The following is a 14,880-nucleotide window of genomic DNA, read 5'->3' as shown; positions in this document are numbered from 1 at the left end:
GGACGGGGCTCGGGGGCCAAGGATGCGGGCACCTCGTCCGCTGTCCTCAGGAGCCGGAATGTCCAGATCGAGAGTTGCGTCCTTGCTGATCGTTGCGCTGACCGGGGCGGTGGCCGGGTTTGTTCCGGCTACGGCTGAGGCGACGCCGACCTGTCTGACCGGAAGGCTGGAGTACTCGCATTACGACGCCGAGGCGGGGACCCGCAAGCCGCTGGTGACGCAGGCGGCGCGCAATGCGAACTGGGAGTTGTGGGGGAAGGTGACAGCGGGCTCTGCGGCTACGCGGCTCAGTAGCGGGATCACGGCGGTGGGCGATGGCGCGTTCAGCGCATGCCACCAGGGCCGCGTCGCCGAGGTCTATGTGAAGTTTCTGTCGGCCAGTACGACGATGTGGCGCGTCATCAAGAGTGAGGGAACTCAGGCGCAGTACAGCTTCGAGTCTGCACACAAGACGGGGAGTCAGTCGCTCGGGACAGTGCGGGTACCGGCGAGCATGCAGCGGGCTTGGACGATTGTCGACACGCTCAACGCGCTGTACTGGAAGCGAAACAACCCGAGCTCGGCTTGCTGGACGAAACACCAGGAGACCGGCGCTTGCGACACGCTAACCTTTGTCTGGGAGCAGAACCGTACGGACTCCGGCTACTGGGACTACCCCGACACGAACTACGTGATCCTCGGCCAGAACGAGCCGGACAGCAAGCACACCATCCTGCACGAGGCAGGCCACTGGCTGCAGTGGCAGTTGTACGACCATGCGTTCCCGCGGGTGTCCGGCTGCAACCCGCACTACATCGAGCAGGCGAGCTCGACCTCGTGTGCGTGGACCGAGGGGTTCGCCGACGCGGTCGCGGCGTACACGCTGGGTGACTACCGCTACGTGGACGACAGCGGCGCGAGCACCAGCCTCCGCAACGACCCGGACACAGCCGACTGGGATGCGGGCGACAAGGTCCAGGGACGGGTGGGCAGCTCGCTGCTCGACCTCTGGGCCCCGGACGGACCGGACGGCGGTAACTGGGACAGGACCATCGAGCTGATGAGCGACGAGTTCAGCCAGAACTTCCGTGAGTACTTCGTCAGCGACCGGCCGGCGGGCGGTCTGAGCACCACCGGACCGGCCCGCACCATCCTCGGCTCGCACACGATCACCTACTGAGTCAGGCCGGTCCCTATATTCGGTGCATGGATCTCGAACTGCGGCATCTCCGCGTGCTCTGCGGGATCGCGGATGCGGGGAGCGTCTCGCAGGCGGCGACCAATCTCGGGATGTCGCAGCCGGCGCTCACCCGCTTACTGCAGCGCCTGGAGCGCCGGGTCGGCGGCGAACTGTTCAGCCGCGGTACGGCGGGTGTCGTACCGACGTCACGCGGCCAGGAGTTCGTCCGCCGAGCCCGGATCGTCCTGCTGGAATTCGACGAGCTGAGCGCGGACGCGCCGGCGCCATCCGGTCCGCGAGCGTTGCGGATGGGCACCAGCCACCTCGCGTACGTCGACACGCTGGCCGGTCGGCTGGACGCCGTACTGGCTGGTTGGGACGTCTCGTTGCGGATCGAGGCTTCGAGCGTCGTACTGGTCCAGGCCCTGACCCACAACCAGTTGGACGCCGCGGCGATCGGGATGTCGGCGGATCAGGAGATCCCGCTGCCCCCGCAGCTCGCCCAGCGAACGGTCGCGGCCGGTCTTCCGGCGGCCATCGGGCTGGCTGCGGACCACCCGCTCGCGGCATCCGACGAGGTCGAACTGGCGGACCTGGCCGAGGAGGCATGGATCAGTCCTCCAGGTCCTGAAGACGGCTCGCTGGCCTCGCTGCGTGCCGCTGCCCGGCGGGCGGGTTTCACGCCACGGATCAAGTTCGAATGCCACGGCGGTGGCGGCCGCCAGCTGATTGCCTCCGGTCGTGCGGTCCAGTTGGTGGAGCCGACCACCTGCTCGGCCGATGGCATGGTCGTCCGCAGACTGGCCGGTGAGCCGATCCACCTGTCCCTCGTCCTCGTCTGGCGCCGCGACCGCGTCACTCGCGCCCAGTCCGAGTTCCTCTACCAAGCCACCAGTACCGCCTACGCGACGCACGCCGAGGCCGCCGCCCAGCTCTGGTGGCAGCGCCGGCCGTAGGCGTGGTGGTGCCTTGGCACTGGTCTGTCAGGAAACGGCTAGGTGGTTGGCGGGGTGGTGCGGAAAATCGGGGCACTCGGCCGCACCGCCCAAAGCGGCCCGTTCTCCGGAGGACGCTTTATGCGATCTTTCATCTCCCGCCCCCGCGCCTTTGCCGTGTTGCTGGCCGGTGGGGCACTTGCTTTCAGCCCGCTGGGTGGTACGGCCACCGCTCAGTTGCCGGTCGCGCAGACGGCCAACCCCTGTGTGACGCCGGCTGAGGGGCCGGCTGCTCGTGGTGGGTTCGGGAAGGATCACCGGGATCTCTCCCTGCAGGAACAGCAGTCGATCGAGGCGAAGACCGCCGCGCTGGTGAAGGCCAAGGCGGCGCGCGGGCTGGCGCCGAAGGCAGGGAAGCTGGCTGCGGCCACCGTGCCGGTGTACATCCACGTGATGCGGAGCAGCAGCGGTGCCGGTGATGTCACCGCGACCCAGATCAGCCAGCAGATCACCGAGCTGAACCAGAACTTCGCCGGTGGCGAGTCGGGGCAGGCCGCGAACACCGGGTTCACGTTCACGCTGGCCGGGACGTACCGGTACAACAACGACACCTGGCACACCGACGGCCAGAGCACGACGTACCGGGCGCAGACCCGCAAGGGTGGCAAGAACGCGCTGAACATCTGGCTGGTCAACTTCTCCTACCTCGGGATCGCGACCTTCCCGTGGGACTACGCGTCGAACCCGAGCATCGACGGGATCCGGGTGCAGTACACCTCACTGCCGGGTGGTTCGGCGACGAACTTCAACCTCGGCAAGACCGCGACGCACGAGGCCGGGCACTGGTTCGGGCTCTACCACACGTTCCAGGGCGGCTGCACGAGCACCAACGACTCGGTCAGCGACACGCCTGCGCAGAGCAGCTCGTCGAGCGGCTGCCCGACCGGCCGGGACTCCTGCTCGCTGGCGGGCGTGGACCCGATCCACAACTACATGGATTACTCCTACGACTCCTGCTACAACCAGTTCACCCCGGGGCAGAGCACCCGGATCAGCAACATGTGGACCGCGTACCGGGCATGACCGGAACAGGCAGCCCAGATGACGCCTGCCCCATCGGGCGTCTAGGCTGCCGCCGATGCGTTTGCTTCTGACGGCCTGCGCGACCACCGCACTGGTGGTCGCGCAGCCGCTGACAGCCTCCGCTGCCGGGCAAGGACCCGTCGGTGGAGCGCTGATGACAGCGAAGCCGACGGTTGTCGCCACGGGGGCGACGCCGCCGGTCGTCCAGGCGTCCTCGTACGTCGTTGCCGATATCGACACCGGCGACGTACTGGCCGCGAAGGCGCCGCACGCGAAGTTGCGCCCGGCCAGCACGCTCAAGACGCTGACCGCGCTCGTACTGCTCCCCCGCCTGAACAAGTCCGACCAGATCATCGGGACCGACGGCGACGCCCAGATCATCGGCAGCAAGGTCGGCGTGTCGCCGGGACTCAAGTACACGGTCAATCTGCTCTTCGAAGGCATGTTCCTGGCCTCGGGCAACGACGCTGTCCACGCGCTGTGCGAACACGACGACGGCGGTACGGCGGGAACCATCCAGCGGATGAACGCCAAGGCCAAGGAGATCGGCGCGCTCGACACACACGTGACCGACCCGACCGGGCTGGACACGGATGGGCAGTACTCCAGCGCCTACGACCTCGCGCTGTTCGCCCAGGCCGGGCTCGCGCGGCCCGACTTCGCGAAGTACGCGTCGACGAAGTTCACGAACTTCCCGCTGACGACCCAGGGCACCTACCAGGTCGCCAACCAGAACAAACTGCTCTTCAAGTACGACGGCGCTCTCGGCATAAAGACCGGATACACCACCCTCGCGCGGAACACGTTTATCGGAGCGGCCCGCCGCAACGGCCACACCCTGGTTGTGACGATGATGAACGCCCCGCACGGCGTCACCGAGGACGCCAGCAACCTGCTCACCTGGAGCTTCGAGCACTACGACAAGCTCAGCTCGGTCGGCACGCTCGTCAAACCCACCGCACCCCCGAAGGCCGCCAGCGCAGCCGACCAGCCCCAGGCGGCCGGCGAGATTCAACCCGAGCGCCCGCCAGTCGGCAAGCAGATCCACACCGTGAACTCGTTCTTCGTCAGTACGCCGGTCTGGCTCTGGGCCGCACCCCCAGTGCTGCTGCTAGGCCTGTTCCTGCGCCGACCGCGCCGACGCCGCCACTAACCCGCCGTACCGGCATGAGCCGCCAGCACCAGCTCCGCGACTGAACCCACCGGGTCGCGCCGACTGAACCCACCGTGTCCCGCGCGAGTGAACCCACTGGCCGTCCCGCGCGAGTGAACCCACTGGCCGTCCCGCGCGAGTGAACCCACCGTGTCGTGCCGAGTGAACCCACCGGGCGGCGCCGACTGAACCCACCGGGCGGCTGACACGCGAGTGTGCGGACTGTGTCGCTGGATATCGATTTCCGGCGACAAGGTCCGCACACTCGGCGGAAAAGGAAGGCACCTTCGCAGGGTGGGTTCACTCGCGGCGGCACGCTGGCGCCACTCGGCGGGACACGGTGGGTTCACTCGGCGGCATGCCCGGTGGGTTCACTCGGCGAGACGCCCGGTGGGTTCACTCGCGGGACGAGTGCGGGTTAGCGGCGTACGGAGCGTGCAGCTTTTGCCAGCTGCACGGCGATGGTCGTCGCAGCAATCCCCAGTACGGCGCCTGCCGTGACGGCGACTGTGTCGGCGCGCTTCTGCGGGATCGGGACCACCTTGTAGCGCTTACCGGGCGGACCGATCAGCAGCGGTTCCTCGAGGGACATGCCGGCCGGGAGCGGGGCCTCGGCGATCCGGAGGCGGGCGCTGTCGTCGGCCTCGCGCGCCATCTTGTCGAGGGTGGCTTCCTTGGTCCACGCGGCGATCAGCATGATGACGCGGGTCATCAGATAGATCCAGACGAGCAGTGCCAGCGGAAGGGCCAGGGCGCCGTACGCCGCGTTGGAACCGAGCACGTGGGACACGTACACGTTGCCGAGCTTCTGAGCCAGGTAGAACACGATGCCACCGGCCAGCGCGGCGATCAGCATCACCTTGCGGGGCAGGATGATCCGCGGCAGCGCGGTCTGTAGGTAGAGGAAGAGCAGGGCACCGGCCGCAATTCCGACGACGAGGCTGATCGCGTCCAGACCCCAGTTCGCAAGCCAGGTGCCGTCCAGGTCGGCCGCGGCGACGATGCGCTTCGACAGTCCGGTCAGGATCGAGGACGCACCGGTGCCGACGGCACCGATCACGCCGAGGCCGATCAGCGCGCCGAGGTCGGCGAGCTTGAGCTGAATCGCGTTACCAGGCTGGTCGTCCAGTTCGTGCATCGAGCGGATCGAGGCGCGCAGTGAGTCGATCCAGCCGAGACCGGTGAGCAGCAGCGAGATCCCCGAGATCAGCCCGATGGCGCCTGCGTTGGCGATCAGTGAATCGATGTTGATGTTCTCGCCGACGCCCGGCAGGTTCTTCTTCAGCGCATCCTTCAGACTCTGCACCGCCGAAGAGCCGAGCAGTGGCCCGGTGACGGCCGCGGCCAGCACGATCAGCGGGAACAACGACAGGAAGCCGAAGAAACTCGTTGCTCCGGCCAACCGGTTGCCCCGGCGATCGCCGTACCGCTGCCAGGCGCGCCAGAGCTGGGTGCGCGCGAAGCGTGCCCAGACAGCCTTGATGTTCATCAAACTCCCCGTACCCAATCGTATTCCGCCCCCGGGAACGGAGTCTCAGCCTGTCAGGGGGAACGACCGCTGCGGCCGCCACACGCCGTCCGCGCCGTGTTCGTAACGGTCGAAGGCCGCGACGTCGAAAGCGCAGTCGTACTCCGACAGCGTGTCGTACGCGCGGTCGAGCGCAGCCTTGTCGAGGTCGTGAGCGACCGTGACGTGCGGGTGGTACGGGAAGCGCAGGTCCACCGCCAGCGGGCCGGACCGGACCTGCGACTGCAGCACCTCACACGACGAGATGCCCTCGGCCAGCGGCACGAACACCACCGGCGAGATCGGCCGGAAGGTCGCCGTACCGCGCAGGCGGATCCGGAAGCTCGGGAATCGGGCGGCGACCTCGAGCAGGTGCTCGTCGATCCTGGCCAGATCCTCGTCGGCGACCTCGGTCGGCGGGAGGAGCGTCACGTGGGTCGGGATCGAGGCGGCCATCGGGTCCCCGAACTCGGCCCGGTGCTTCTGCAGCTCGGTGCCGAAGGGTTCCGCAATCGGGATCGCGACCCCGATGGTCGCCACTACAGACCCGCCGCGGGGACGAAACCGAGCTTGTCGTAGACGCGGGTCAGCGTCCGCGAGGTGACCTCGCGGGCACGCTCGGCGCCACTGGCCAGGATCGCGTCCAGCTGGGCCTTGTCGTCCAGGTAGGCCAGCGTCTTCTCGCGGAACGGCGTCACGAACTCGACCACGACCTCGGCCAGGTCCTTCTTGAAATCGCCGTACCCGCGGCCGGCGTACTCATCCTCGAGCTCGCTGATCTTCTTGCCGGTCAGCGCCGAGTAGATGGTCAGCAGGTTCGCGACGCCGGCCTTGTTCTCCGGGTCGAAGACGACGTCGCGGCCCGAGTCGGTGACCGCGGAACGGATCTTCTTCGCGCTCACCTTGGGGTCGTCGAGCAGGTCGATGATCCCGGCCGGCGAGGACGACGACTTGCTCATCTTCGAGGTCGGGTCCTGCAGGTCGGCGATCTTCGCCGTCTCCTTGACGATGTACGGCTCGGGCAGCCGGAAGGTCTTGCCGAAGCGGTGGTTGAAGCGGCCCGCGAGATCCCGGGTCAGCTCCAGGTGCTGGCGCTGGTCCTCGCCGACCGGAACCCGGTCGGCCTGGTAGATCAGGATGTCCGCGGCCTGCAGGATCGGGTACGTGAACAGGCCGACGGTCGCCCGGTCGGCACCGCCCTTGGCGGACTTGTCCTTGAACTGCGTCATCCGGCTGGCCTCGCCGAATCCGGTGATGCAGCCCAGCACCCAGCCCAGCTGCGCGTGCTCAGGCACGTGCGACTGGACGAACAGCGTTGACCGCTCCGGATCGATACCCGCTGCCAGCAGCTGCGCGACCGACCTCCGCGTCCGCTCGCGCAGCGCCTTCGGCTCGTACTCCACCGTGATCGCGTGCAGATCGACCACGCAGTAGAACGCCTCGTGGTCGTCCTGCAACGCCACCCACTGCCGCACCGCCCCGAGGTAGTTGCCGAAGTGGAAGGAGTCCGCCGTCGGCTGGATCCCGGACAGCACCCGGGGGCGCCGCTCGGTTCCGGCTGCGGAGGGGTCAGGCGCAGCGAGGGACATACCCCCGATTCTGCCAGCGCCCCGGTCCTCTTTCACACCGGGGCGCCTCCGCGAGTCATAACTCGCAGATGATGATCGATCAGGCGTTGGTCGCCGGGTTGCCGTCGACGGCGGCGGCAAGCTTGGGGACGAGCTGGTCGAGGACGATCGGCAGGCTCAGGACCGACACGAAGCTGGTCGCGCCGTACAGGTCGTTGTCGTAGTTCTCCTCGATGAAGATGCCACGGGCCTCGGTGGTGGCCTTCAGGCTCTTCAGCAGCGGGTCGGCCTTCAGCTTGGCGGTGCCGCCCTTGGTCGGGAACCAGACGACGGCCTGCTGGTCCAGCAGCGAGACGTTCTCGGTGCTGATGTTGGCGCCAAACTTGTCACCGACCACCTTGGCCATGTCCGCGGGCATCACGAAGCCGAGGTCGGTGAGGACCTTCGAGCGCGGGTCCTGCGGGCCGTAGACGAAGTAGCCCTCGTACGGCGACGCCATCAGACCGGTCTTGCCCTTGAACTCGGGGTGCGCGGCGCGCGCTTGCTCGAACTTCTTCTCGACGCCCGTCACGAGCTCCTCGGCGGCCTTCGGCTTACCGACGGCCTGCCCGACCGTCTTGGTGACGGTCTGCCAGGTGACGCTGTAGTCCGCGCCGCCATCGGCCGGCTGGGCCACGGTCGGGGCGATCGCCTCGAGCTTCTTGTAGTCGGCAGCCGTGATGCCGGAGTACAGGCCGATGATCAGGTCCGGCGCCAGCCCCGCGACCTTCTCGAACTGGATGCCGTCCTTGTCGCTCAGCACGGTCGGCAGGGCACCGCTGCCAAGCTTGGCCTTCGCCCACGGGAACAGTGCTCCCGGCTTGTCACCGAACCATTCGGTCGTCCCGACCGGTACGACGCCGAGCGCAAGCAGGGCGTCCTGTTCGACCAGGCCGACCGCCACGACGCGCTTCGGCGCCTCCTTGATGACGGCGTCGCCCCACTTGTTCTTGATCGTGACGGGGAACGCCCCGGCCTCGGTCTCACCCTGCGCGGACTGGCCCGCAACCGGCGCGTCCTTGGACTCGGCGCCACAGGCGGTCAGGGCAAGCAGCGGTACGACGAGCAGGACGAGCGGGCGCAAGAGACCGCGCATGGAAACCTCACAGGGAGTGAATGTTTAGGTTGTCCTAACCTAACCTATTCACTCCCTGTCACCAGAGGTGAACTGCTTACTTCACGCCGCCCTGGGTGACGGAGACCTGCAGCTGACGCTGGAAGATGATGTAGACGACCAGCACCGGCGCCACCGTGATCACCACGGCCGCGAACAGGGCTCCGAAGTCCACCGCGTAACCAGCCTGCGAGGCGAACGACGCCATGCCCTGCGAGAGCACGTAGTTGTTCGAGTCGGTGTTCAGGGCCACCGGGAGCAGGAACTGGTTCCACAGGCCGAGGAAGTTGAAGATGGCAACTGATGCCATCCCCGGCTTCGCCATCGGCAGCATCACCGAGAAGAACGTGCGCCACTCCCCGGCGCCGTCGATCTGCGCCGCCTCATAGATCTCGCCCGGCAACTGCTTGAAGAAGCTGTGCAGGAAGAAGACGGTGAACGGCAGCGCGAACGCGACGTACGTGATGATCAACCCGGGCAGCGTGTTCAGCAGCGACAGGTTCTTCAGCACGAAGAACAGCGGCACGATCGCCAGGAAGACCGGGAAGGTCAGACCGGCCAGCATCGAGTAGTAGATCAGCCGGTTGCCGGGGAACGTGAACCTGGCCAGCACGTAGGCGCACATGGCGCCCAGGACCATCACCAGTACCAGTGCGGCACCGACGACGATCACCGTGTTGAAGAAGTAGCGGCCGATCCCGGCCGTCGTCCAGGCGTTGACGTAGTTCTCGAAGTGCAGCTTGCCTGGCAGCGACAGCGGGTTGCCCAGGACCTCCTGCGTCGACTTGAACGACGACAGCACGGTCCACAGCAGCGGCAGGATCACCAGCAGCGACCAGAGGATCAGCGCGATGTGCGCGGTCACCGCGACGCCGCGGCCTTCCTTGGCCCCGCTGGAGGGAGCCCGGGCCGCGACGGCCCGCTCAGCGGTGGTTGTCGTCATCGCCGTACCTTCACTTTCCGCTGGTCACGCCCGCCGGTCAGGGCGTTCACCGTGAAGACCACAAGCGCGAACAGCATCGTCACCGCGGCCAGGACCACGCCCATCGCCGTCGAGTAGCCGAACTGTCCCTTGCTGAACGCCGTGGTGAACAACTGCTGAGGCATGACCAGGGTCGAGTTCTGCGGCCCACCGCCAGGGTTCAGCGCCTGCATGTAGACGAAGGCGTCGAGGGCTGCGATCCCGAGGTAGACGTAGGCCGTCTGCACGTTGTCGCGAATCAGCGGCACGGTCAGTGAGATCGCAGTCCGGAACCGGCCCGCACCATCGATCCGGGCGGCCTCGAACACCGAGGGGTCGATGCCCCGGATGGCGGCGATGAACAGCACCATGTAGAAACCGACGGCACCCCAGATCATCACGAACATCGAGGCCGGCATCGCCGTCCGGGCGTCGCCGAGCCAGGCGTAGTTCTCGAACCCACTCAGTCCGATCTTGGACAGTACGGCGTCCAGGATCCCTGAGCTCGGGGTGAACACCTGGGCCCAGATCAGGCCGATCACGATCGCCGGGATCACGTACGGGAAGAACGAGACAATCCGGTAGAAACCGGCGTTCTTCAGGCCCCGAACGGTTCCGGTGCCCGAGCCGCCGATGGTCACCAGCGTGGCCAGGGTCAGCGACAACACGATCGTGACGATCGGTACGACGATCGCCAGCAGCACATTGTTGCGGACGGCCTTCAGGAAGATGTCGTCGTGGAACAGCTTCACGTAGTTGTCGAGGCCGACGAAGTTCATGCCCGAGGAGAACCCGGACCAGTCGGTCAGCGAATACCACAGCGCCTGGACGAACGGCGAGACCACGAAGATCACGAAGACCGCCAGCGGCACACCGAGGAACACGACCATGAAGCTGACGCGGTCGAAGGTCAACGGCCGGCGACGCCGGACGACGGACCGCTTGGGTCCACCGTCCGGCACGGCCTCTTGCGTCATGGTCACTTGGTGACCGGGATCTTCTTGACGGAGCTGTCGTTGCGCACCTTGTCCGTGATCTCCTGCAGCCCCTTGGTCAGGGCGGCCGCGTCAGCCTGGCCGGACAGGAACGAGTTCCAGACCACGAGCTGGTCGGTGTTCATGCCGTACAGACCGAAGACCTGGTAGTCGAAGATGTTGGTGCCGGCGGCATCCAGCATCGCGGACTGCGACTGCAGAGCGGTCGAACCGAAACCGTCGGCGGGCACCAGGCCCTTGACGATGGTCGGCGCGAGCCGCGTCTTGGCGAAGTTGGTGGCCGCTTCCTTGGACAGCATGGCCCGCAGGAGCTCCTTGCCGCCAGCAACGTTCTTGCCCTTGGCCGGGATGATGAACGGCTCGCCGGCCGCGCTGCGCAGCGACTCGTACGGCAGCTTCGGGTTGGCCGTCAGCGTCGGCTCCGGGATGCCCTTCATGTTGAAGCCGGCCTTGGTGGCCTTCTTCATCTCGTTCTCGATCCACGAACCCGACGGGTACAGGATGGCCTGCTGGTCGTTGCTCCACTTCGCCTGCGCGGCGGTGAACTGGGTACCGGCGCCACCGGGCACGAAGTAGCCGGCCTTGACCATCTTCTCGAGCGCGGCGAAGATGCCCTGGAACTGCGGCATCGACCAGCAGTTCTCCTTGAGGTTCTCCAGCGCCAGCCGGACCTCGTCGCCACCCTCCTTGATCGCACCGTCGACGGCCATCGTGTGGTAGTAGGTCGCGGCTTCCTTGCCCCAGGCAAACAGGTACTTGCCCTTGGCCTTGGCCTTCGCGCCCAGGTCGAGCAGGTCGTCGTAGGTCTTCGGCGGCTCCCAGCCGTTCTCCTTGAACAGGCTGTCGGAGTACCACAGGCCGTACAGGGTGAGCACGTAGTTCATCGCGATGAACTTGCCGTCGAAGGTGCCGGGGATCTTCGCACCCGGGTACAGGGTGTCGGCGATCTTCGTACCTTCGTAGTTGTTCGCCTCGAAGATGTCGTCCAGCGGGGACAGCTGGTCCAGGATCGTGTTGAAGCCGATCTGGTTCGCGCCGGAGTTGTCGATCAGGTCCGGCGGGTTGCCACCGACGAAGCGCGGCTGCAGCTGCTGGGCGATCTGGGTCGACGGGGCGACCTTGAACGAGGAGCCGGCCCACTTCTTCTGCGCGATGTCGGCCGCGAACTGCACGTAGTCGTAGCCGTAGCCACCGTTGAAGATGATGGCCTCGACGGTCGCCTTGTCCGCCAGCCCGAACGGGTTGTCCGCGGACTTGTCGGCACCGGTGTTACTGCCGGTCTTGTCGTCGCCACCACCGGCGGCACAGGCTGCCAGCAGCGTGCTGCCACCGGTGGCCAGCAGCGTGCCGACCGCCGCGCGCTGCAGGAACAGCCGTCGCGACAGGGGGTTGGGAGTGGTCATGGGTCCCGCCTTCCGAGAGTGTTTCAGGCAGTACGCCGGATCCGGCCGGCGTACTGTGCTTCGAGGGCGTTGTTGTGCTCGTCGCCGCCCGGGATGTTTGCCGACAGGTAGACCGGAGGGGTCTCACCTGCCGCGGTAAGCCGGCGCAGAGTTTCTGCTACCAGCATCTGCGCAATCAGCGCTGCCGTGATGGAAGACACGGCGCAGACCTTGCCACCCCCTGGCAAGTCCAGCACGGAGTCGCCGTACGGCGCGTGGTTGTCGAGGACGACATCCGCGAAGTCGATGAGTTTCTTGCCGGACGGGTGCCGGGAGTCGACACCCGCGGTGTGCTGCAGCGAAGTGATCGCGATCAGCGGGTGGCCGTGCTCCTTGACCACGCTGGCGAGCTCGACGATCGAGCCGTTCACGCCGGAGTTGGAGGCGATGACGAACAGGTCGCCCTCGCGGGCGGCGGACAGCTCGTAGAGCTTGCGCGAGTACGACGGGTCGCGCTCGAGCTCGGCGCTGCGCAGCAGCTCGGCCGGTTCGCCGCCGAGCAGGACGAGGTCCCGCAGCGCGATCCGGTTGCTGGCAATCAGTCCGCCGGCGCGGCCCGCGATCTCCATCGCGAGGGCCTCGGAGTGACCGGACCCGAAGGCCTGGATGACGCCGTTGGCCCGCAATGAGGTGGCGAAGAGGTCAGCCGCCTGCTGGATCGGTCCGTCGATCTGCGCGGTCACGGCGGCGAGGATCGGGGTCAGGGCGTGAACAAAGTTCTGCGCGCTGACGCCGGTGTTCGCGCCGGGCCCGCCCTGGTCACTGCTGGCCATCTTCGGCCCCACCCCTCGGTTCTCTCGGTGCTGCGACACGCTCTAGTGCTCTTTTCATGCCGACAACTGCGCAAGTTTGCGGTTTGCTGGACAGAACTTTTCTCAAGTGGCAGCTAAAGTCAAGGCTCATCTTGTCACGACCCCCAGATCGGGACCGTTGTGTGACCTTGCGCACTGGTGCCCATTACGGCCCCTTTCGAGCAGTTTGGAGCATTGCGTATGTCGGTAGAACGCCCGCTGCCGGAACCTGCGGACTCAGTGGTCTTGGCGCCAGCCACAACTCTGGTCCTGGGCGGTGACCTCGGCGGTACCTCCACCCGGATCGTGATCGCGGACTCTGAAGGCAACGTAGTCGGCCGCGGGGCCGCTGCCGGCGGAAATCCGACCAGCCACCCGACCACCGCCGCGGCCAACTTCGGGCAGGCGCTTCACACCGCTTTGACCGGGGTCGACCCGGCCCGCGTCGAGGCCGCCGTGATCGGGGCAGCCGGGGGCTCGGCCCTCGCCATACCGGAGGTGAAGGCCCAGTTCGACGCGGCCTGGTTCGGTGCCGGACTGTCGGCCGAGGCCGAGTTCATCGGCGATCTGGAGGTCGCTTTCGCATCCGGTACGGCGGAACCTGACGGTCACGTGCTGATTTCGGGCACCGGAAGTAACGCAGGGTGGGTCCAGGATCACCGACTGGTCCGGACCGCCGGCGGCCACGGCTGGCTGCTCGGCGACGAGGGATCCGGCTTCTGGCTCGGCCGTGAAGCTGTGCGCAGTGTGCTGCTCGCGTTCGATCTGGAGCAGCCGCTCGGGCTGCTCGGCGAGTCGGTCCTGACAGCTTTGCTACCGGACCACGATCCGGGCGTGTTCGCGCAGCGTGACGGCTTCGATATCGTGCGCAACGGCGTGATTCGGGTGGTGAACAACCGCCCACCGGTCCTGATGGCCGAGTTGGCGCGGACTGTGGTCGCTGCCTACGAACACGGCGACCAGACCGCCCAGGCCCTGGTGAAACGCGCAGCCGAACTGCTCATTGAGACGGTCGGCCGGATCAGGACAACGAAGGACACGACCCCGTTGATCCTGGCCGGCAGTGTCGCCGGTGAACAATCTCCGGTCGGGCGCCTGCTCCGGGTGGCCTTTCACGAGGAGTTCGCCGGCGAGATCCTGACCGCCCGGGACGGGGTCAGCGGCGCGACCTGGCTCGCCCTCGGCGCCCTCGATCCCGCCCTTGCCACCGAGGCCAATCACACCCGCTTGCTCAGCTAGGAGCCGAAAGGGTCAGTTTCGACGTATCGCTCGGCATGGTTGAGGCCTCTACTTAGTGTGAGTGACATGTTCGAGACCGATCTGCGGCTTCAGTGCGGGCGCGCGCTGCGTGTTTACGACAGCGCGCCCGGTGACGATGCCCGGCTGCCGGTCGTGACGCTGGGCGTTCCGACGGATGATCTGCACGATGTCGGCGAGTGGCTGGGGATCCGCTGGATCTCCTGCGACGTACCGGCGACGACCGCCGCCGATCTGACTGTCGTCGTCGACGCGGCCGGCGTCGAGGGTTTCGCGCTGATGGGTCACGCGGACGGTGGCGCGCTAGCCCTCCGTACGGCGGCCCTTCTCGGCGACCGCGTCGAAGCGGTCGTCACCTTCGCGAGCGCACTGCCCGCCGACTTCATCCTGGTCGCGATCCAGACCCCGGTCCTGCTCTGCCACGGCCTCGCCGACGACGTCTCCCCCGCCGAGAACAGCCTCTGGCTGGCGAGCCGGCTCGAACTAGCCACCCTCGATCTCCACCCAGGCGCCGACCACCACTCGATCCTCGCCCAAGCCGAACCCGCCCTCGAGTGGATCCGCGACCACACCGGCTAGCCCCACCGCCATCTTTGGGTACCCACCAACCACTCCGAGCCCCTCAAAACGGTCGGTGCGTACCCAAAGTCGCCCCGCGCACCCAAAGTCACCCCGTAGGCCCAAAGAGCAGCCGACCCACCTTTGTGCACCTGCCAACCACCCCGGCACGTCTTTGAGTACCCACCAACCGTTCTGAGCCGGTGAAAACGGTTGGTGGGTACACAAAGTTGGCGGTGGTGCACAAGGTTGGCGGTGGTGCACAAGGTTGGCGGTGGTGCACAAAGAGCAGGGGGCGGCTCTTTGGGGGCGTTCGGG

General features: G+C 66.9%; 14 protein-coding genes. 6 read left to right on the top strand and 8 right to left on the bottom strand.

Features of this window, described 5'->3' with window-relative positions:
• Positions 1–58: 58 nt before the first annotated feature.
• The 4 genes from E1263_RS38145 (at position 59) to E1263_RS38130 (ending at position 4,330) form a co-directional block, all read left to right on the top strand.
• A complete protein-coding gene (locus E1263_RS38145; protein WP_202869251.1) occupies positions 59–1,159 on the top strand; it encodes a metalloprotease in 1,101 nt (366 codons plus the stop codon).
• Between the two features lie 26 nt (positions 1,160–1,185).
• Complete coding sequence (locus E1263_RS38140) at positions 1,186–2,115, top strand: LysR family transcriptional regulator (RefSeq protein WP_132176585.1); 930 nt, start codon at positions 1,186–1,188, stop codon at positions 2,113–2,115.
• Positions 2,116–2,235: 120 nt separating this feature from the next.
• A complete protein-coding gene (locus E1263_RS38135; RefSeq protein WP_132176583.1) occupies positions 2,236–3,177 on the top strand; it encodes a zinc metalloprotease in 942 nt (313 codons plus the stop codon).
• A gap of 55 nt (positions 3,178–3,232) precedes the next feature.
• Positions 3,233–4,330, top strand: coding sequence for a D-alanyl-D-alanine carboxypeptidase family protein (locus E1263_RS38130; RefSeq protein WP_132176581.1), 1,098 nt, complete (start codon positions 3,233–3,235; stop codon positions 4,328–4,330).
• Between the two features lie 418 nt (positions 4,331–4,748).
• Here the strand turns inward: E1263_RS38130 and E1263_RS38125 are convergent, their stop codons facing one another.
• From E1263_RS38125 to E1263_RS38090, 8 genes are all read right to left on the bottom strand, one after another.
• On the bottom strand, positions 4,749–5,819 hold the full coding sequence (locus E1263_RS38125) for a YihY/virulence factor BrkB family protein (RefSeq protein ID WP_132176579.1): 1,071 nt from the start codon (positions 5,817–5,819) through the stop codon (positions 4,749–4,751).
• A 45-nt stretch (positions 5,820–5,864) separates the two neighbouring features.
• A complete protein-coding gene (locus E1263_RS38120) occupies positions 5,865–6,377 on the bottom strand; it encodes a 2'-5' RNA ligase family protein (protein ID WP_132176577.1) in 513 nt (170 codons plus the stop codon).
• Complete coding sequence (gene trpS / locus E1263_RS38115) at positions 6,377–7,426, bottom strand: tryptophan--tRNA ligase (protein WP_132176575.1); 1,050 nt, start codon at positions 7,424–7,426, stop codon at positions 6,377–6,379. The genes E1263_RS38120 and trpS overlap by 1 nt, the downstream gene beginning before the upstream one ends.
• A gap of 79 nt (positions 7,427–7,505) precedes the next feature.
• Positions 7,506–8,540: an iron-siderophore ABC transporter substrate-binding protein gene (locus E1263_RS38110; RefSeq protein ID WP_132176573.1), complete on the bottom strand. Its 1,035-nt coding sequence runs from the start codon at positions 8,538–8,540 to the stop codon at positions 7,506–7,508.
• 76 nt (positions 8,541–8,616) lie between these two features.
• Complete coding sequence (locus tag E1263_RS38105; protein ID WP_132176571.1) at positions 8,617–9,501, bottom strand: carbohydrate ABC transporter permease; 885 nt, start codon at positions 9,499–9,501, stop codon at positions 8,617–8,619.
• Positions 9,498–10,496: a carbohydrate ABC transporter permease gene (locus E1263_RS38100; protein ID WP_132176569.1), complete on the bottom strand. Its 999-nt coding sequence runs from the start codon at positions 10,494–10,496 to the stop codon at positions 9,498–9,500. The genes E1263_RS38105 and E1263_RS38100 overlap by 4 nt, the downstream gene beginning before the upstream one ends.
• Positions 10,497–10,498: 2 nt before the next feature.
• Complete coding sequence (gene ngcE, locus E1263_RS38095; protein ID WP_132176567.1) at positions 10,499–11,917, bottom strand: N-acetylglucosamine/diacetylchitobiose ABC transporter substrate-binding protein; 1,419 nt, start codon at positions 11,915–11,917, stop codon at positions 10,499–10,501.
• A gap of 23 nt (positions 11,918–11,940) precedes the next feature.
• Entirely contained in the window at positions 11,941–12,729 is a 789-nt protein-coding gene (locus E1263_RS38090) for a sugar isomerase domain-containing protein (protein WP_132176565.1), read from the bottom strand.
• A 219-nt stretch (positions 12,730–12,948) separates the two neighbouring features.
• On the opposite strand from E1263_RS38090, the gene E1263_RS38085 reads away from it, so the two are divergent.
• On the top strand, positions 12,949–13,986 hold the full coding sequence (locus E1263_RS38085) for an N-acetylglucosamine kinase (RefSeq protein ID WP_132176563.1): 1,038 nt from the start codon (positions 12,949–12,951) through the stop codon (positions 13,984–13,986).
• Positions 13,987–14,052: 66 nt separating this feature from the next.
• The gene (locus E1263_RS38080) at positions 14,053–14,583 is read left to right on the top strand and encodes an alpha/beta fold hydrolase (protein ID WP_132176561.1); all 531 of its coding nucleotides are present in this window, start codon (positions 14,053–14,055) and stop codon (positions 14,581–14,583) included.
• Positions 14,584–14,880: the final 297 nt, after the last annotated feature.

Source organism: Kribbella antibiotica (genome assembly GCF_004349055.1).
Classification (GTDB): Bacteria; Actinomycetota; Actinomycetes; order Propionibacteriales; family Kribbellaceae; genus Kribbella; species Kribbella antibiotica.
This window is presented reverse-complemented; position numbering and strand designations above follow the sequence as displayed.

Coding starts and splice junctions, on each gene's coding strand:
- E1263_RS38145 (WP_202869251.1), top strand. CDS start 59: ATGTCCAGATCGAGAGTTGCGTCCTTGCTGATCGTTGCGCTGACCGGG.
- E1263_RS38140 (WP_132176585.1), top strand. CDS start 1,186: ATGGATCTCGAACTGCGGCATCTCCGCGTGCTCTGCGGGATCGCGGAT.
- E1263_RS38135 (WP_132176583.1), top strand. CDS start 2,236: ATGCGATCTTTCATCTCCCGCCCCCGCGCCTTTGCCGTGTTGCTGGCC.
- E1263_RS38130 (WP_132176581.1), top strand. CDS start 3,233: ATGCGTTTGCTTCTGACGGCCTGCGCGACCACCGCACTGGTGGTCGCG.
- E1263_RS38125 (WP_132176579.1), bottom strand. CDS start 5,819: ATGAACATCAAGGCTGTCTGGGCACGCTTCGCGCGCACCCAGCTCTGG.
- trpS (WP_132176575.1), bottom strand. CDS start 7,426: ATGTCCCTCGCTGCGCCTGACCCCTCCGCAGCCGGAACCGAGCGGCGC.
- E1263_RS38110 (WP_132176573.1), bottom strand. CDS start 8,540: ATGCGCGGTCTCTTGCGCCCGCTCGTCCTGCTCGTCGTACCGCTGCTT.
- E1263_RS38105 (WP_132176571.1), bottom strand. CDS start 9,501: ATGACGACAACCACCGCTGAGCGGGCCGTCGCGGCCCGGGCTCCCTCC.
- E1263_RS38100 (WP_132176569.1), bottom strand. CDS start 10,496: ATGACGCAAGAGGCCGTGCCGGACGGTGGACCCAAGCGGTCCGTCGTC.
- ngcE (WP_132176567.1), bottom strand. CDS start 11,917: ATGACCACTCCCAACCCCCTGTCGCGACGGCTGTTCCTGCAGCGCGCG.
- E1263_RS38090 (WP_132176565.1), bottom strand. CDS start 12,729: ATGGCCAGCAGTGACCAGGGCGGGCCCGGCGCGAACACCGGCGTCAGC.
- E1263_RS38085 (WP_132176563.1), top strand. CDS start 12,949: ATGTCGGTAGAACGCCCGCTGCCGGAACCTGCGGACTCAGTGGTCTTG.
- E1263_RS38080 (WP_132176561.1), top strand. CDS start 14,053: ATGTTCGAGACCGATCTGCGGCTTCAGTGCGGGCGCGCGCTGCGTGTT.